Origin of the sequence: Nannocystis sp. (assembly GCF_016714285.1) — a bacterium.
Classification (GTDB): Bacteria; Myxococcota_A; Polyangia; order Nannocystales; family Nannocystaceae; genus Nannocystis.
In genome coordinates this window covers 1-16,690 of the sequence record NZ_JADJNN010000015.1, presented here as the reverse complement: position 1 = coordinate 16,690, position 16,690 = coordinate 1, and the positions used below count along the sequence as shown (strand labels likewise).

The 16,690-nt window shown below is 69.1% G+C and carries 15 protein-coding genes; 10 read left to right on the top strand and 5 right to left on the bottom strand.

Features of this window, described 5'->3' with window-relative positions; translation table 11 throughout:
* Positions 1 to 1,049: 1,049 nt before the first annotated feature.
* The 3 genes from IPJ59_RS24180 to IPJ59_RS24170 form a co-directional block, all read right to left on the bottom strand.
* Positions 1,050 to 2,000: an FG-GAP repeat domain-containing protein gene (locus tag IPJ59_RS24180; RefSeq protein WP_293273477.1), complete on the bottom strand. Its 951-nt coding sequence runs from the start codon at positions 1,998 to 2,000 to the stop codon at positions 1,050 to 1,052.
* Positions 1,970 to 3,055 carry an FG-GAP repeat domain-containing protein gene (locus IPJ59_RS24175; RefSeq protein ID WP_293273476.1) on the bottom strand — a complete coding sequence of 362 codons (1,086 nt, stop codon included), beginning with the start codon at positions 3,053 to 3,055 and terminating at the stop codon, positions 1,970 to 1,972. The genes IPJ59_RS24180 and IPJ59_RS24175 overlap by 31 nt, the downstream gene beginning before the upstream one ends.
* Before the next feature lie 67 nt (positions 3,056 to 3,122).
* Complete coding sequence (locus IPJ59_RS24170; protein WP_293273475.1) at positions 3,123 to 4,781, bottom strand: RCC1 domain-containing protein; 1,659 nt, start codon at positions 4,779 to 4,781, stop codon at positions 3,123 to 3,125.
* 129 nt (positions 4,782 to 4,910) lie between these two features.
* On the opposite strand from IPJ59_RS24170, the gene IPJ59_RS24165 reads away from it, so the two are divergent.
* Positions 4,911 to 6,011: a hypothetical protein gene (locus tag IPJ59_RS24165; protein ID WP_293273474.1), complete on the top strand. Its 1,101-nt coding sequence runs from the start codon at positions 4,911 to 4,913 to the stop codon at positions 6,009 to 6,011.
* A 3-nt stretch (positions 6,012 to 6,014) separates the two neighbouring features.
* Here IPJ59_RS24165 and IPJ59_RS24160 read toward each other — a convergent pair whose 3' ends face one another.
* Positions 6,015 to 6,293: a hypothetical protein gene (locus tag IPJ59_RS24160; protein ID WP_293273473.1), complete on the bottom strand. Its 279-nt coding sequence runs from the start codon at positions 6,291 to 6,293 to the stop codon at positions 6,015 to 6,017.
* The gene (locus IPJ59_RS24155) at positions 6,290 to 8,152 is read right to left on the bottom strand and encodes a protein kinase domain-containing protein (protein ID WP_293273472.1); all 1,863 of its coding nucleotides are present in this window, start codon (positions 8,150 to 8,152) and stop codon (positions 6,290 to 6,292) included. Before IPJ59_RS24155 ends, IPJ59_RS24160 begins: the two co-directional genes overlap by 4 nt.
* 212 nt (positions 8,153 to 8,364) lie before the next feature.
* Between IPJ59_RS24155 and IPJ59_RS24150 the strand changes: the two genes are divergently transcribed.
* The 9 genes from IPJ59_RS24150 to IPJ59_RS24110 form a co-directional block, all read left to right on the top strand.
* Positions 8,365 to 9,105, top strand: coding sequence for a DUF4336 domain-containing protein (locus IPJ59_RS24150; RefSeq protein WP_293273471.1), 741 nt, complete (start codon positions 8,365 to 8,367; stop codon positions 9,103 to 9,105).
* Between the two features lie 306 nt (positions 9,106 to 9,411).
* Positions 9,412 to 11,454 carry a multicopper oxidase family protein gene (locus tag IPJ59_RS24145; RefSeq protein ID WP_293273470.1) on the top strand — a complete coding sequence of 681 codons (2,043 nt, stop codon included), beginning with the start codon at positions 9,412 to 9,414 and terminating at the stop codon, positions 11,452 to 11,454.
* Positions 11,455 to 11,517: 63 nt separating this feature from the next.
* Positions 11,518 to 11,889, top strand: coding sequence for a nickel-dependent hydrogenase large subunit (locus tag IPJ59_RS24140; protein ID WP_293273469.1), 372 nt, complete (start codon positions 11,518 to 11,520; stop codon positions 11,887 to 11,889).
* On the top strand, positions 11,861 to 12,937 hold the full coding sequence (locus IPJ59_RS24135) for a nickel-dependent hydrogenase large subunit (protein ID WP_293273468.1): 1,077 nt from the start codon (positions 11,861 to 11,863) through the stop codon (positions 12,935 to 12,937). The genes IPJ59_RS24140 and IPJ59_RS24135 overlap by 29 nt, the downstream gene beginning before the upstream one ends.
* The gene (locus IPJ59_RS24130) at positions 12,820 to 13,302 is read left to right on the top strand and encodes a nickel-dependent hydrogenase large subunit (protein ID WP_293273573.1); all 483 of its coding nucleotides are present in this window, start codon (positions 12,820 to 12,822) and stop codon (positions 13,300 to 13,302) included. Before IPJ59_RS24135 ends, IPJ59_RS24130 begins: the two co-directional genes overlap by 118 nt.
* Before the next feature lie 65 nt (positions 13,303 to 13,367).
* The gene (locus tag IPJ59_RS24125) at positions 13,368 to 14,123 is read left to right on the top strand and encodes an acylphosphatase (RefSeq protein ID WP_293273467.1); all 756 of its coding nucleotides are present in this window, start codon (positions 13,368 to 13,370) and stop codon (positions 14,121 to 14,123) included.
* Positions 14,045 to 15,730: a carbamoyltransferase HypF gene (hypF, locus tag IPJ59_RS24120; RefSeq protein ID WP_293273466.1), complete on the top strand. Its 1,686-nt coding sequence runs from the start codon at positions 14,045 to 14,047 to the stop codon at positions 15,728 to 15,730. The genes IPJ59_RS24125 and hypF overlap by 79 nt, the downstream gene beginning before the upstream one ends.
* Positions 15,731 to 15,741: 11 nt before the next feature.
* Positions 15,742 to 16,041 (top strand): HypC/HybG/HupF family hydrogenase formation chaperone, encoded by a 300-nt coding sequence (locus IPJ59_RS24115; protein WP_293273465.1) that lies wholly within the window; start codon positions 15,742 to 15,744, stop codon positions 16,039 to 16,041.
* The coding region (locus tag IPJ59_RS24110; protein WP_293273464.1) for a D-sedoheptulose-7-phosphate isomerase at positions 16,034 to 16,690 on the top strand (657 nt) is incomplete at its 3' end. The genes IPJ59_RS24115 and IPJ59_RS24110, both read left to right, overlap by 8 nt.

The window sequence follows — 16,690 nt, the reverse complement described above, 5'->3', positions numbered from 1 at the left end:
CTGGCGGACCGTCGCGTGGCGCTCCGGTGGCATCCCGGCCCGCGTGTCATGGCCGCCCCGTGCCGAGGGGGTACCTCGGAACCTCGCCCGCCAGCCGCACCGTCCACCGGATCGTCACAGCCACAGCCAGCGATGAGCACTCGGCGAGGTTCGTCAGCCATGGGTACCTAGGCGCCGGCGAGCTCTCCCCGGCCATCAGCAACGTCCGCGGCTCGCCGACGAGGTCCTCCGCCGGCCGACCGATCAACAGCGGGGCCATCAAGAGGATGGCCCCAAGATGGCGCCGGCTCGGCGACGCCACGGTCCACATGGCCGCCGCAGGGTCCGGCTCGACTTGGTCGTCCGGGGTGCGCCAGGACAAGCCGGGACCGCTGCGAATATCCGCCCCGGATCAGCGCGGAGTGGAAGAAGCGGCGGCCTGCACCGCCGAGTCGCAGCTCCGGGGCCCGCGATGTTGCAGATGAACTTGATCCAGGTTGCCCGAGGTACCCGAGGCGCTGCGTCTGAAGCGCGTGACGTGGGTGACGCCGTAGCCGCGGCGCGCGCCCCCGCGGAGGCCAAGCCGACGCGCTCCGAGCGGGCGTTGCGAGAAGGCGCCGGGCCGGCACGAGGCCAACGTTCGTGCCGGGGGCGCCGCGGTCGAGGGTGGTCGTTGTGCACCTGCCGAGGGGAAGGCGGGCCCGCGCCGGATTGCATGCAGATAACCCCTTTGGCGCAGGCCCGGGAGGCACGAATGCCATGGCCGGGAGGCGGACCTCGCCGCCGCGTCGGCGCGTCCCGACTCGACGCGAGTCATCATGGGGCGGACGCACGTCGGCACGCACCCGAGCCCGAGGGCGTAGGTCTGCATGCCCGACTGTCACGCCAGAGGCCTGCCATGCGCCGACGATACAGATGGAGGGTCGGAGGTGAATTCGGGCGGCGACCGCACGGTGGAGACCTGTGCCGGCGCTCGCGGGGGAACTCGCCTGGCCCAAGCTGAACCGCCGGGGCGTCCGGATCGGGGAAAGAGACCAGCGCTCTGGGGACCCGTCGGGCGTCGGCGAATTTCACCCGGGTGGGGCGCAGAAGGGGGCGACCAGCTCGAGCTGGTTGTTGTCAATCATGCACTCCTCCTCGTTGGCGGTGGCGCGGACGCGGAGGAGCTCGTAGTCGCTGCCGTCGATCTGGAAGCCGATCGCCTCGGCGTACTTTCCGGCCTCGAGGATATCGACGAAGGGGAGCTCGGTGATCAGGGTCTCGACGTCGTTCTTGACGCCGAACACGCTGATGGTCGCGCCTGCGGTCAGCGGCGAGGCGCCCTCGTTGCCGAGGTTGACCCACAGCTGCAGGCTCTGCTCGATGCACTGGAACTGGCAAACGCTGGCCTTGAGCTTGAGATCGGGCGCCGCGGCGCCATCGGCGGGGGAGAGGTCGCCGCTGCGGAAGTTGTTATGTTGCTGCCAATTCGGCTCCGGGACCTTCGGGATGCTGCCATTGTCGGCAACGTTTGTGATGCTGTACGAATACTGGTTCCAGATCTCGCGGCCGGGGCGCCAGGACTTGTCCATGTCGCCGACGACGGTGATGCCCTTGGGGAATTGCGGGCCGTAGAACTGGTTGTTGCCGAAGACGATCTCGACCTGGCCGTCGGCGTCGAGGTCGGCGACCGACGGGGACTCGTACTGGGTGGCGCTGCCGTGGGCGGCGAGGGAGAGCTTGACGGCGCCGTTTGTGCCGTCGAAGACCCACAGGCGCTGCTCGTCGGCGTGGATGACGTCGGCGACGCCGTCGCCCTCGAAGTCGTAGACGACCGAGCCGGTGGCAGAGTCGGTCTCGTCGATCGGCATCTGCCACATGACGGCGCCGTCGGTGTCGAAGACGACGTAGAACTCGCTGCCGGCGACGCCGACCTCGGGCTCGCCGTCGCCGTCGTAGTCGGCGATCGTCGGCGCACCGCCGGCGCCGCCGGGGACGGGGGTCGACCAGATCACCGCGCCGAGGGCGTCTTGCAGGCGCACGGTGCCGCTCGAGCTGACGACGATCTCGGGCTTGCCGTCGGCGTCGAAGTCGGCGACGCCGGGGTAGCCGTCGCCCTTGCCGTTGAACCACAGGTCGCGCCCTTGTCGTCGTAGACGGCGTTGCCGACGATGACCTCCTGCTTGCCGTCCTGGTCGAGGTCGGCGACGGTGGAGATGAAGAAGGCGTTGCCGTGCTGGCCGACGCCACGCCTGCTGCCGTCGGCGTTGAGGATGATCGCGCCAGCGACGATCTCCGGCGTGCCGTCGCCGTCGAGGTCGGCGATCGACGGGTAGCTGCCGCAGTGCAGGGCCTGGGGGCCGTAGATCTTGCTGGTCCAGGTGAGGGTGCCGTCGTGCTCGAAGCGCTTGAGCTCGTTCTTGACGCTGACGCTGATGATCTCGAGGCGGCCGTCGTTGTCGATGTCGCCGACGGCGAGGCCGGAGTGGCCGCAGACCTCCTTGCCGGCGACGTTGAGCACCTCCTTGGCGCCGTCGCCGGACATGGCCCGCAGCACGCCGGGGCCGTAGTGGTTGCCGGGGTTGTAGGTGACGAAGATGACGTCGGGGAGGTCGTTCTCGTCGGCCTTGCCGTCGTTGTTGTCGTCGTCGAGGGAGGCGACGACGGGGGTCATGAGCACCTGGTTCGAGGTCGGCTCGACGGCCCAGGCGTCGCGGCTCCACTCGACGACGGGCTTGAACACGCCGATCTGCGGCTCGGCGGCGCAGTCCGGGTTCTGGGCCCCGTCGAAGCCGGGCGGGGGCATATCGAGGCAGGCCATGTCGGCGCCGGTGCTGCTGCTGGCGTCGGTGGAGCTGGTGACCGGGGCGCCGGTGTCGTCGCTGGCGGTGGCGCTCTGGGAGCCGCCGGTGGTCGGTGTCGCCTCGCTGTCGGAGGCGCCGCTGGTGCTGGTCGTCGGGGTGACCGCGCCGGTGCTGGCGCTGGTGCTGCCAGCGCTGGCCTCCATGCCGGCCTCGGCGCTGCTGCTCCCGCTGTCGCCGCACGCGCTCGTGCACGCGAGCCAACCACACACCCATCCCCACCGTCGCGTTGTCATCGGCGTGATGATCGGTGGAGGCGTGCGTGCGGGTCAAGGGCGCGGCCGGCGGGCCTGAGCGCTGTGACTACGGGCTGCCGAGGTCGACGAAGGGGAGGGCGTCGCCCATCTCGCCGGGGCCGTCGCCGCGGGCGTTCATGTCCTCGTAGCCGAGGGCGCTCTGGGTGCCGCCGATGCCCCAGCACTTGACCCGGTGGTTGTCGAGGATGGCGCAGTTGTAGCTGGCGCCGGGGGCGACCTTGATCGCGTGGCGACCCATGCCGAGGTCGATCGGCGGGAGCATGTCGCCCATCTCGCCGGGGCCGTCGCCGCGGTTCTGGGCCTCGCCCTGGCCGTTGGCGCCGCCGCTGCCTGAGCCCCAGCACTTGAGCGAGAGGTCGTCGAGGATCGCGCAGGAGTGGAAGTAGGAGGCGCGCAGGCTGATCGCGGTGCGGTCCTTGCCGAGGTCGACGTAGGGCAGGGCGTCGCCCATCTCGCCGGGGTCGTCGCCGCGGTTGTTCATGTCGCCGAGGCCGAGCTGGCCGTAGTTGTTGGAGCCCCAGCACTTGACCTTGTCGTTGTCGAGGAGGACGCAGCCGTGGCGGGCGCCGACGCCGAGCTGCTTGACGGTGCGACCCTTGCCGAAGTCGAGCGGCTTCAGGACGTCGCCCATCTCGCCGGGGCCGTCGCCGACGGCGCCGAAGCCCGCGAGGCCGTTGCCGAGGTTGCCCTCGGCCTGCTGACCCCAGCACTTGACGGTGGCGTCGTCGAGCAGGGCGCAGGCGTGGCTGTTGTCGATGCCGATGCTCTGGACCTTGCGGTCCTTGCCGAGGTCGATCGGCTTGAGGGTGTCGCCCATCTCGCCCGGGCCGTCGCCGCGGTCGTTCTTGTCGCCCTGGCCGAGCCAGCCGTTGCTGTTCCAGCCCCAGCACTTGGCGCTGTCGTCGTCGAGGATGGCGCAGGTGGTCCACACCGCGGTCGCGACCTGCTTGACGGTGTGGAGTTTGCCGAGGTCGATCGCCTTGAGCAGGTCGCCCATCTCGCCGGGCCCGTCGCCGAGGCTGTCGCTGGCGCCCGTGCCGAGCGCGCCGAAGGTGCCCTGACCCCAGCACTTGAGCCGGCCGTCCGTGATGATGGCGCAGCCGTGGTAGTAGGAGCTCACCGCGGTGGCGAGCAGGTCCTTGCCGAGGTCGACGAAGGGCAGGTTGTTACCCATGGTGCCCGGCATGGTCCCGTAGGGCTTGGTGTCGCCGACGCCGAGGTCGCCCGAGTCGGTGTAGCCGCCCCAGCACTTGACGCGGCCGCTGTGCAGCAGGGCGCAGGCGTGGCCGTGGCCGGCCTCGAGGTCGTCGACGTCGAAGGGGCCGAGCTCCGGCGGGGGCTCGCCGGTCGAGCTGCTCGAGGCGTCGCTGGTGGTGTCGCTGGTCGTGGTGTCGTTGGTCGTCGTGTCGCCGGAGGTGGAGGTCGAGGGGTCCAGGCTGGTGCTCGCGTCGGTGGCGGGTTCGCCAGTGGTGATGCTGACGGCCCCGGTGCTGCTGTCGCCGCTGGTGCTGCTGGTGGCGCTGTCGCTGCCGGTGCTGGTGGGCAGGTCGCCGCTGCTGCTCGTCGGCGGGGTGCCGCTGGTGCTGGGGTCGCCGGACGAGCTGGCGCTCGATGAGCTGGCCGCCTCGCTGGCGGAGCTGACCCCGCTGTCGCCGCACGCTGTCACGATCCACAGGCTCATCGCCGCCGCCGAGATCCGCCGCATATCCACCACCCTCCGGACGCGGCAGCATCGGCGAGGGCCCGCGGGCTGTCAACGCGGGGACGCGTGGACGACTCACGCGCGTGGGCTCGCGAGTGCGCGTTTCAGGGAGGGGGCGATCGTGCGGGTGGTATGTCCGGTACAATCGGCGTCCCCGAGGTGGAGATGTTCGAGCGTCCCGGTTGCGTGCACGGCCTCGTCGCGGCCTTGAGTCTCGTGCTGGTCGGCTGTTTCAAGCCGGTGGGCAACAACGCCAGCGACGCCAGCACCGGCCCGGGCAGCAGCGGCGACACGGCCGGCGGGACGGACGCGCCGACCACCGCGAGCGGGCTGACCACGACCGAGGCGCCGGGGACGACGGGCGAGGCGACGACGACGGGTGTGTCGACGACGACGGGCGTGTCGGCCACGAGCTCGACGGACACTGGCGCCGGCGATTGCGGCAACGGGATGGTGGACCCCGGCGAGGAGTGCGACGACGGCGAGGGCAACGGGCCGGCCGCGCAGTGCACTCCGGAGTGCCAGCGTGCGAAGTGCGGCGACGGCTACGTGTGCGACGCGTGCTCGCCGGTGGAGGAGTGCGACGACAAGAACGACATGGGGGGCGACGGCTGTGAGAACGAGTGCACGCTGGCGAAGTGTGGCGACGGGAAAATAGGGACCAACGAGGAGTGCGAGCCGCCGGCCCTGGGAGTCTGCAGCTCGCGCTGCACGTTTGCGCTGCAGCGTCTGTTCGTGACCTTCGACAAGTACGCGGGGGTGCAAGGCGGGCTCGCGGGTGCTGACCTGCTGTGTCGCACGCTCGGGCGCACGAAGTACACGCGCAAGCGGGAGTTCGTCGCCTGGCTCAGCGGGGACGCGCCGTTGGAGACCGCGGCGATGCGCATCGGCAGCACCGAGAACGCGTACCTCCTGCCCTCGGAGAACGTCGTGGCGCTGAACACGGCGGATCTGCTCGACGGCAGCTTGCTGAAGCCGATCGACGAGACCGAGCAGGGCACGCAGGCGAAGCCGGACACCTCCAACTGCAGCATGGCGGGGGTGTGGACTGGCACCAAGTCGGACGGCACGAGCACTGCGGGGGCGACCTGCGGGGGCTGGGCCGAGCAACGGGTGATGGGCACCGTTGGCAACTTCACCGCGACGGACGGGGGGTGGACCAATGAGGGCACCTGCGGGAAATGCGGGAGCGAGACGCAGCGCTTCTACTGCATCGAGAAGGTCGTGCCGTGAGCCTCAGGCTCGCAGCAGCGCGCAGGTCGTGAGGCCGACGCCGAGGCAGGCGCCGATCGCGATGAGCACGAAGAGGCGGGTGCGCGACCACCGGGTCTCGGGTTCGTCGAGGGCGGCGAGGAAGGCGGCGATCGAGGGGAAGCGGTCGCGGGGTTCGAAGGCGCCGGCGCGGAGCAGGGCGCGGCGGACGGCGGGCGGGCAGGGCAGGCGGCCGACGAAGCGCTTGGGGGCGCGCAGGGCCTCGATCGGTGCGGCGCCGTTGTACATGAACAGGGCGGTCATCGCGAGGCCGTAGACGTCGGTCTCGGGTCTCGCCTCGGGGTGGGCCGCGACGCACTCGGGGCGACGTAGATCGCGGGGCCGAGGTGCGACATGCCGGTGTCGAGGATCTTGCCGAGCTCGAGGGCCATGTCGAAGTCGGCGAGGCGCGGCTGACCGACGTCGTCGAACAGGACGTTGCTCGGCTCGACGTCGCGGTGCAGGAGCTTGTGCTCGTGCGCGTGGGCGAGGGCCGAGCCGAGGGCGCGGACGATCGGGAGGATGTTGTCGACCGCGAGCTTGCGGCGGCGCAGCGCCTCCTCGAGGGTGCCGCCGGGCATCAGCGCCATGGCGAAGAAGTGGCGGCCGTGGTCCTCCTCGGGCGGGCCGAGCACGGGGACGATGTGCGGGTGCTCGAGGGTCCGCATGCGCTCGGCGGCGCGGCGAAACTTCTTGACCACGTCGGCGCGGCGACAAAGCTGCGGGTGCAGGACCTTGAGCGCGACCTCGCGGCCGAGCTTGTGGTCGTGGGTTCGCCACACGGTCGACGAGAGGCCCTCACCGGCCAGCGCGAGCAGGAGGTAGCGGCCCTCGGCGAGCAGGTCGCCGGCGTGGAGCTGGCCGTCGCCGCGGAGGCGCAAGCGCAGGCCAGAGATCTCGCCGTCGACGAGCTCGGTCGGTTGGTGCGCGGCGAGCAGGCGTTCGCGGCGCGCGTAGGCCCGCTGCAGCGCCTCGCTGTAGTCGCGCAGGCCCACGTCGCTCCACTCGGGTTCGGGCGCGCCGGGGCGGGTGGCTTCGTCGTCGTCGACCGCGAACAGCGGGAGGTTGCCGAGGCGGGTGTAGAGCGAGGGGACGAGCGCGTCGCTGGCACCGGCCAGGCCGGCGCTGGCCTCGACGAGGGCCTGGTCGACGTGGCCGTGGATCTGCAGGCGGGTGTAGAAGCCGCGGGTGAGGGCGGCGGCGTGGTCGACGGCGACGAGGCTGCTCATCGCCAGGACCGCGGGGACGCCGAGCTCGCCGACGATCGATCGACCGAGGCCGCCGAGGCTGTCCTCGCCGGACTCGACGCCGCTCTCGCAGGCGGCGAAGAAGATGAAGTGGGGCAGGCCGCGGGCGAGCAGGCCGAGGCGACTGACGAGCTCGTGCTTCTCGACCACGTCGACGCTGCGGTCGGGCTTCTCGAGGAAGAGCAGGGTCTCACGCGGCTCGGCGCGGGCGCGGCCGTGGGCGACGACGTGGAGGATCGCGTAGCTGTTGCGGGTCAGCGCTTCGCACAGGCCGTCGAGGGTGGCCGGGCCGATCGCGCCCGGGACCGGGCCGAGCACGTCGCAGGGGACGCCGGCCAGGCCGTCGCGGGCTGCGGCCGCGGCTGCGTCGGCGGCGAAGGGGGCGAGGCCGTAGGCCGCGAGGCCCTCGGGGCAGGCGACGAGCACGAGGGCTCGCAGGTCGCGGCGTCGCAGCTCGCGGTACTCGCGATCGACGGGGCTGGGGATGTAGCGGGCGTAGCCGAGGCGCTGGTCGAGGGCGAGGAAGCCGAAGCCCGCGCCGGGCGGGCCGCACAGGCGCTCCCACAGCAGTGGTCGCAGCTCGCGGGCGTCGATCGAGAGCAGCAGGTGGAGCGGCGTGGCGCCGGCGACGGCGCGGACGAAGGCGTCGCGGATCGCCCCGCGCAGCAGGGCGTCGCCGAGGTAGGCGCCGTAAGCCAGCGGGTCGACCAGCGAGCGCAGCTCGGCCTCGTCGATGCGCATGCTGCCGGCGATCACGGCGGGGATGGTGCGCGGCCGATCCTGGAGCACCGCCTCGACCGGGTAGGCGTCGTCGACCCGCGGCTTGATCGTGATCAAGAGCGATCGGCGAAACGCGTTGGTGTCGCGGGCCGGCAACGGCCGATGATATCTCAGGCGGCCGCTGGCCCGGCTGCTGCGGCGTGGAGGGTCATGGGCGCGTAAGTACGCGCTACACGACGCGACCGAGCTGCGCGAGCGTTCGCGCGAGTCGGTGGACCTCGAGGCCGGGAAGCCCCGCAGCCTGGAGCCGGGCTCGCCAGGTTGACAGCTGCGCGCGCTGGCGCCGATGCTGCCTGCGCAGAAGGACGATGCAGCTCTACGAACCGATCTCGACGCTCAAGCCCGTCGCCGACGATCTGTGGATCGTCGACGGGCCGATCGTCCGCATGGCCTTTGGCTGGCTCAAGTTCCCGTTCCCCACCCGCATGGTCGTCGTCCGCCTCCGCGAAGGCGCGCTCTGGGTCTGGTCGCCCGTCGCCCTCGTGCCGCGCCTGCGCGCCGAGCTCGACCGCCTCGGCCCCGTCCGCCACCTCGTCTCGCCCAACCGGATCCACTACGAGCACATCCCCGCCTGGCAGGCCGCGTACCCCGACGCCATCGCCTGGGCCTCGCCCGGCGTGCGTGAGCGTGCCGCCTCCCAGCGCATCACCGTCGCCTTCGACCATGACCTCGGTGACGACGCCCCCGCCGCCTGGCGCGACGAGCTCGACCAGCTTGTGTTCCGCGGCAGCGCCATGCTCGAGGAGGTCGTCTTCTTCCACCGCACCAGCCGCACCCTGATCCTCGCGGACCTGATCGAGAATTTCGAGCGCGACAAGGTCCGCGGCCCGTGGCGCTGGCTCGTCGCCATGGGCGGCGTGCTCGACCCCGACGGCAAGACCCCCGGCGATCTGCGCTGGACCTTCCGCAAGCACCGCGACGTCGCCCGCCGCTGCTACGAGCACATGCTCGCCTGGGCCCCCGAGCGCATCATCATGGCGCACGGCCGCTGGTACCCGCAGGACGGCGAGCAGGAGCTGCGCCGCGCCTTCCGCTGGACCGCCGCGTGAGCCCGCAGGGCCCGGGCTCGCGCGACGTCGGCAAGCAGACCTGGGGCCGCCTTCGACGTTCGACGACGGAAAATAGGTTGGCCGTGAAGATTGTGCTTGACGGATCTGCACTAGCCGTGACACTCACGTCGGTGACAGTGATATCTGTCTCGCTCGTGGACCCGGTCAACCCGGGAATGGGGCGTATTGTCCTGGAATCCCGCGCGAACGGGTGAAGCAAGCATGGTCCCTGAAGGCGGTTAGCGGCTGATATCGTACTCCGAAAAAGGGGTTGATATGTCTATTGTTTTCTTGCCCTCCGAGCGAATGTTTGAGCGTCGACGAGGGGCGCGAGATCTGGTGCTTTGGGCGCTTGCCTTCGGGGCCCTCGGTCTGGCCGCCTGTCGCGTTCAGGCGCCAGCGACCACCGCGGAGCCTGCGGGCAGCGACAAGCAGCCTGACTCCCCGGGGGTAATCCCGGCTCGGGCACCGGAGATCGGGCTCGAGCTGTCGCTCGCCGACCCGCTCAAGCAGCGTGCCTTGCTCAACGCCAACCTTGGCTTCGACCCCGAAGTGCTCGCACTGAGCGACGCGCCGACGAGCGACTTCAAGCAGCCGCCGACGCGGATCAGCAAGGGCGATCGCTTGGCGCTGGACCTCAATATTGGTTTCGCCGATCTCGAACTCGTCGATGGCGTCACCCAAGAAAAGCACAAGGTCCGTCTGCGGACCTACGGGGACGAGGTCAACGGCGCGGGGATCCCGGGTCCGACGCTGATCATCGATCCTCGCCAGCTCAGCAAGACGCAGAAGCACGTCACGCTGGCGGTGCACCTGTGCAACAAGCTGGGCGCGACGAGTTGCAAAGATCCGGCCGAGGAGGGCGATCACTCCTCGCATGGGGGGGATCCCAACAACCCGGCTCACTACCAGAGCAACGACACCAACCTGCACACGCACGGTTTGCATGTCTCGCCCTCGGGCAAGAGCGACAATGTATTCATCCTGGTCAAGCCGGGTCAGTTCTTCGACTACGAGATCCAGGTCCCCAAGGACCATCCACCAGGCACGCACTGGTACCACGCCCACAACCATGGCTCGACGGCCACACAGCTCAGCAACGGCATGGCCGGTGCGCTGATCGTCGCTGGTGGCCTCGATGACGCTCCCGGCATCAAGGGCCGAAAAGATCGGCTGTTTGTGTTCCAGCAGGTCCAGTGGGACAGATGCCAGCCGAAGGATCCCAGCAAGCCTCGTTACGAGATGAAAGACAAGGTGTGGACGTGCAACGGCACACTCGCCGCGTTCGGCGCCGTCGACTGGCTGCAAGCCTCGGGGCTGCCCTTCTCGCGTCCTACCCTGGTCAACGGCCAGATCAAGCCGGTCTTCAGCATGAATTCGGGCGAGGTCGAGCGCTGGCGCTTGATCCACGGCGGCGTCCGACAGAACCTGAATATGGTGCTGTGTCCGGAGGGTGACAAGGAATGTCGCGAAGGGGAGGGGCCCCGACGCATTCCGCTGAACCGGATCGCCGTCGATGGGATCGCTACCGGAAAGATACAGGCCCTGAGCGAGCTGCTGATGGGCCCCGGCTATCGCAGCGACGTGCTGGTCCAGGCACCGGTGTGCGCCAAGGATCCCACCAATCCCGACAAGAAGTGCGTCTATCACCTCATCGACAGCGTGACCACGCCGGACGCCGGATCTTTGCAGGGAATCACCGAGCAAGGCCAGATCCTCGCGGTCGTCGAGGTCATGACGACGACCGCCAGGGGCGCACAAAAACTCCCCACCGACAAGGATCTCGGCCGTTACGCGCCCTATCGCAACGTCGACCCGAACTTGGTCACCGACACCCAGAAGATGACCTACGCGCCGACAATCGCGGATCTAACCACGATGTGCGCGGCGAAGGATGAGGCGGCGTGCCTCACTTTGAAGGCGAGCAACGATTGCAAGGCAAATCAAGCCGACGCTGACGCCTGCCGGCGCAGCTCGTTCAACGTCGATGCGCGGCCCTTCGCCGCCAGTCATGTCCGCCGGTTACCACTCGGCGCGACATCGAAGTGGGCCCTGAGGTCGGGGGCCTGGGGGCCCCACCCCTTCCACATTCACGTCAATCCCTTCCAGCTGGCCAGCGTAAGCTGCGATGCGGTCAAACCGGGCGACAAGCCCATTGATCCGCTCGTCAATCTGGATATCGAAAAAAATATCTGGCGCGACACATTGCTCGTGCAGAAGGGCTGCACCTACGAAGTATTCACGCGCTATGAGAACTTCGCCGGCAAATTTGTTCAACACTGCCACATCCTCACGCATGAAGATCAGGGCATGATGGAGGTCATCGAGATCTTCGATCCCCCGAAGTGAGCTCGATGCGCCTCGCCCACGGTCCACGCATCTCTTCTCCGTCTTCGAGCAAGGCCAATGTCCATGGTGATGACGCGCGATGACGTGAGCCAGGTGCTGCTGAATGAGCTCGCGGGGCGCCAGGACGAGGGCATGGAGGGCGCCGCGCCCTTCGCCCGCGTCGGCGGTCGCCTGGAGATGCATTGCTCGATCGATCTCGACGGTCGTCGTGTCACCGGCGCAGCGGCGAGGGCCACGTTTTTCCGCGGTTACGAGGCGCTGCTCGTCAAGCGGGGGCTGCGGGAAGCGGGGCTCGTCAGCTCGACCGCCTCCGGGATCTGCGGCGGAGTGCATGCCACCGCGTCGAGCCAATGCCTCGAGATGGCGCTGGACATCCGCCCGCCGCCGCTCGGCGTCGTGGCGCGTATTGCTGCTGAGCTGCCAGTACCTCGATGAGAACCCGCTGCAGCTGTTCGTTTTTTCGGGGCCGGACTACTCGCGGGAGACCATCCGGCGCACCAACCCCGAGATCTGGGCCCTCGCCGAGGTCACCCCTGCCGCGCACGCTGCCATCCACGGGTTCGTCACCGTCGCCGCGCTCCTTGCTGCCCTTGATCGCCACACGGGCAGCCTGTTTCGCGAGGCCTTGACGATGGTCCGTGTAGCGCGCGAGGCCTACGCGGTGATCGGCGGGAAGTACCCCCACTCGGAGTCGATCGTCCCAGGTGGGGTGGCGCTCGCCCTGAGCGAGCAGAAGCTCGACGACTTCTTCCACAAGCTGCGACCGTTCGTCGACTACTCCAAGCGTTGTATTGCGATCTGGAACGAGATCTTCGACTTCCTGGCCGTCGCGAACCCGGCGTATCGGCACCTCGGCGAGGGCCCGGCCACGATGATCGACTTCGGTCAGTGGGACAACGAAGACGTCTACGACGCGAGCTACGCAAATTGTGACACCTGGGGAGAGAGCCGCTGGTCGACCCCTGGCGCGATCGTCGACGGCAATCTGGTCACCACGCGGTTGACCGAGCTGAACGCCGGGCTCGAAGAGCAGGTCGATCGCTCTTTCTACGATCGGACCGAGGGTGGGGTGGCCTATCGGACCGACCCGCTGGGAAATCCCATCTCCCCCAACCACCCCTGGAACCGGAGGTTCGCGGCCAACCCGGCCAAGAGCGGCGCGCCGACGCCCTACAGCTGGGCCACGACGATGACCTGGCGGGGCCGCACCTTTGAAGTAGGTGCATATGCCCGCATCTATCTGTCCGCGCTCGGCAAGAAGCTCCCGCCGAGCCGGCACCTGTCCTCGACTGGGCAGTCGCTGGTGTTCCACCTGCCCGCCGACGTGCTCCCCGCGTGCTCCCTGGAGTGGCGCCCCCCGCCGATCTGGAATGCGTTCGAACGCAATCGCGCTCGTGCATACGCCGTGGCCTTCAACTACCTGGTGATGACGGAGAACTACGAACGGGCTCGCCGATTGTTGGCCGCGGGGAGACCGCTCTGAGCGCGCCGTTCGACATCCCCGAGGACGGTGAACGCTTCGGCGCCGGCTTCTGCGGGGCAGGAAGGGGGTTTCTCGCGCATTGGGCCGTCGTGCGCAACGGTGTCCTGGCCAACTACCAGATCGCCGTACCCTCCCGTATCAACGCCGGCCCGCGCGCCCCATCGGGTGAGCTCGGCGCCTGCGAGCGGGCTCTGGCCAACACTCCCATCCTCGAGTCCGCGTTTACCGGACCCGACGATTTCGCCGGCATCGACATCCTGCGCGCGATCCAGAGCTTCGACCCTTGCATGCCCTGCACGGCCCGGATGGTCGTGGACCGCAGCGGACAGGTGCTCGAGCGGATCGTCACCACCACGGGGCCGTGATGCGGGCGGGGCACGGACATCCAGGAGCGACCGCGGACGTTTCAACGGCCAGCGGCGTGGCGGCCATGGAGATCCGCGTCACCGGGACGGTGCAGGGCGTGGGTTTCCGGCCCACGGTGTGGCGCCTGGCCAATGAGGAGGGGCTCGCAGGCGAGGTGCTCAACGACAGCGCCGGCGTGCTCATCCGCGCCGCCGGTGAGCCCGGCGCCCTCGACCGGCTCTTGTACCGGCTGCGCGCCGAGGCGCCGCCGCTCTCTCGTATCGAGTCCATTCACAGTACTCCGCTCCCGGATGTGCCCGTGTTCCAGGGCTTCCGTATTCGGGAGAGCGTGGGCGGGGAGAACCGCACGCGCGTGACGCCCGACGCCGCGATGTGCGGGCAGTGCCGCCACGAGATCCTGACCCGAGGAGACCGTCGCTTCGGCTACCCCTTCGCAAACTGTACACATTGTGGGCCGCGCTTCTCCATCGTCCGGGGTGTCCCCTACGATCGGTCGCGCACGACGATGTCGGTGTTCGCCCTCTGCGAGGCGTGCGCCCACGAGTACCACCACCCGCCCGATCGCCGCTTTCATGCTCAGCCCACTGCCTGCGCCGCCTGCGGGCCGCAGGTGTGGATCGAGCGCCCGGGGGCCGCAGATGAGCACGACCGCGTCGAGGGCCCCGAGGCGATCGACGCGGCGCTCGCCAGCCTGCGTGCCGGCCGCATCGTGGCCCTGCGCGGCCTCGGGGCTTCCATCTCGTGTGTGATGCCACCAGCGCCGCGGCGGTGGGCGAGCTCCGGCGTCGCAAGCACCGCTATGGGAAGCCGTTCGCGTTGATGGCGCGAGACCTCGATATGATCGCCCGGTATTGCACCGTCGACGCGGTCTCGGCCGCGCTCTCCACGAGCCCCGAGGCGCCGATCGTGCTCCTGCCCGCCGACGGGCCGGAGCGGCTCCCTGACGACGTCGCCCCGGGTCTCGGGGTCCTCGGTTTTCTGCTGCCCTACACTCCGCTGCACCTGCTCCTCGTGGCCCGGCTCGACCATCCCGCCGTGGTCACCAGCGGCAACGTGTCGCACGAGCCCCAGATCATCGAGAACGCCGACGCCCTGGGCAAGCTTGATGTCATCGCCGATCTCTTTCTCCTCCACGACCGGGAGATCGCCAACCGTATCGACGATTCCGTGGTGCGGGTGGTGAGCGGTCGTCCGCGCCTGCTGCGACGCGCGCGGGGCTACGCACCCAGCGCGATGCGCCTGCCGCCGGGCTTCGAAGGCGCGCCCGACCTGCTCGCCTTCGGTGGTGAGCTGAAGTCGACCTTCTGCCTCGTGAAGGATGGGGCCGCGGTCCTCTCTCAGCACCAGGGTGACCTCGAAGACCTCGCCACATACGACGACTATCAGAAGAACCTGGGTCTCTACGCGGCGATGTACGACCATACGCCGACCCTGCTCGTGGCCGATCTCCACCCCGAGTACCTGTCGACCAAGCTCGCCCACGAGCGCGCCGCGGATACCGGCATCGAGCTGATGCTCGTCCAGCACCATCACGCTCACGTCGCCGCGTGCCTCGCCGAGAAGCTCGTTCCGATCGACGCCCCGGCGGTGCTCGGGGTGGTGATGGACGGGCTCGGATTTGGTGACGACGGGGGGATCTGGGGCGGGGAGTTCCTCCTCGCCGATTATCGTAGGTCTCGACGCGTGGGGCGGCTGGCCCCGGTGGCGATGCCCGGTGGTGCCATGGCGATTCATGAGCCGTGGCGCAGCCTTTACGCCCACGTCGTCGCTGCGTTCGGGTGGACGGGCTTCCTCGCGGAGTTCGGGGAGTCTGCCCCGGCGCGTTCGTTGGCGGCCCGCCCGGTGGCTGTGCTCGAGCAAATGATCGCCCACGGCATCAACGCCCCGCTCGCGTCGTCTTGCGGGCGGCTCTTCGATGCCGTCGCTGCGGCCCTCGGGTTTACCGCCAATCGCGCCGAGTATGAGGCGCAGGGCGCGATGGAGCTCGAGGCAGTGGCCGCGCGTTGCGACGCCGCCGAGCGCGGGGAGGATACTGCTTCGGGTGGTCGAGCGGGATGGGCTCCACCAGCTCGACCCTGCCCCGGTCTGGCGGGCCCTCTTCCGCGATCTCCTGGGGGTACGGCCCCGTACGTGGTCGCCGCACGCTTTCACACTGGCGTCGCGGCAGGCATCGCCGAGCTGGCAAGGACGCTGCGCGCCGCGGGCGAGCGCTTCGACACAGTGGTGCTCTCGGGCGGCTGCTTCCAGAACGCCCTGCTCCTCGAGCAAGTCGTGCCCCGCCTGGAGCGGGAGGGATTCACGTGTCTTGCCCATGAGAAGGTCCCTACCAATGACGGGGGGCTGGCCCTCGGCCAGGTCGCAATCGCCGCGGCCCGTCATCTTGAGTCTTCACCGCCGCCCCGCGCACCGGCGTCCATCCGGATCTAAGGAGAAGCGACATGTGTTTGGGAATTCCAGGTCAGGTCGTCGAGATCACCGACGATGAGCGTCAATTGGCCAATATCAGCGTAGGAGGTGTGCTCCGTGAGGTCAGTCTGGCGTGCATCGTGAGCGACACTCACTCGCTCTCCGCCTGCGTCGGGGATTGGGTGTTGGTCCACGTCGGCTTTGCGATGAGCCGCATCGACGAGGCCGAGGCCGCCGCCACCCTGCGAACGCTCACCGAACTCGGCGAGGTCAAGGAGGAGCTCACCGCCATGGCCAATTCGGGCAAACGGGGAGACGAGGGCAATGCCTGACGAACGCGTCCTGCAGAAGCTGTACCCCTTCCTCCACGGGAAGAAGCAGGATCCCCAGGCGATGAACGGGGCGTTGCTGGAGTCCGTCCGCCAGAAGGCCGCCAATCACCATGAGGTGATCGACGCCTTCTTCGCCGAGAACGGTCAGGCCATCGTGGACGCTGCCGGAGCGCTGGCGCGTGTGTACAAGAACGGCGGACGACTCTACACGATGGGCAACGGCGGGTCGAGCTGCGACGCGGCCCATGTGGCGGTGGAGTTCCTCCACCCGGTCACGGCGGGCCGCCCGGCCCTCACCGCGGTCGACCTGAGCGCCGATCGAACCATGCTCACCGCCGTGGCCAACGATATCGGCTACGAGAATGTGTTCGTACGCCAGGTCATCGCCCAGGGGCGCGCCGGCGACGCGCTCATCGGCCTGTCCACCAGCGGCGGCTCGATGAACCTCGTCAAGGCCTTTCACAAGGCCAAAGAGATGGGGCTCGTCACCATCGGCATGTCGGGCATGAGCGGAGGAGAGATGGCGAGGATGGGCCTCGATCACTGCCTCGTCGTGCGCACCAGCAGCATCCACCGCGTCCAAGAGTGCCACGTCCTCATCTACCACATGTTGTGGGACCTCGTGCATACTCTGCTCGCCGACGATCGA

What these genes read in the sequence shown, in the direction of transcription:
- IPJ59_RS24175 (WP_293273476.1), bottom strand. Translation starts at nt 3,055, where the DNA reads ATGACAACGCGACGGTGGGGATGGGTGTGTGGTTGGCTCGCGTGCACG.
- IPJ59_RS24170 (WP_293273475.1), bottom strand. Translation starts at nt 4,781, where the DNA reads ATGCGGCGGATCTCGGCGGCGGCGATGAGCCTGTGGATCGTGACAGCG.
- IPJ59_RS24165 (WP_293273474.1), top strand. Translation starts at nt 4,911, where the DNA reads ATGTCCGGTACAATCGGCGTCCCCGAGGTGGAGATGTTCGAGCGTCCC.
- IPJ59_RS24160 (WP_293273473.1), bottom strand. Translation starts at nt 6,293, where the DNA reads ATGACCGCCCTGTTCATGTACAACGGCGCCGCACCGATCGAGGCCCTG.
- IPJ59_RS24150 (WP_293273471.1), top strand. Translation starts at nt 8,365, where the DNA reads ATGCAGCTCTACGAACCGATCTCGACGCTCAAGCCCGTCGCCGACGAT.
- IPJ59_RS24145 (WP_293273470.1), top strand. Translation starts at nt 9,412, where the DNA reads ATGTTTGAGCGTCGACGAGGGGCGCGAGATCTGGTGCTTTGGGCGCTT.
- IPJ59_RS24140 (WP_293273469.1), top strand. Translation starts at nt 11,518, where the DNA reads ATGGTGATGACGCGCGATGACGTGAGCCAGGTGCTGCTGAATGAGCTC.
- IPJ59_RS24125 (WP_293273467.1), top strand. Translation starts at nt 13,368, where the DNA reads ATGGAGATCCGCGTCACCGGGACGGTGCAGGGCGTGGGTTTCCGGCCC.
- IPJ59_RS24115 (WP_293273465.1), top strand. Translation starts at nt 15,742, where the DNA reads ATGTGTTTGGGAATTCCAGGTCAGGTCGTCGAGATCACCGACGATGAG.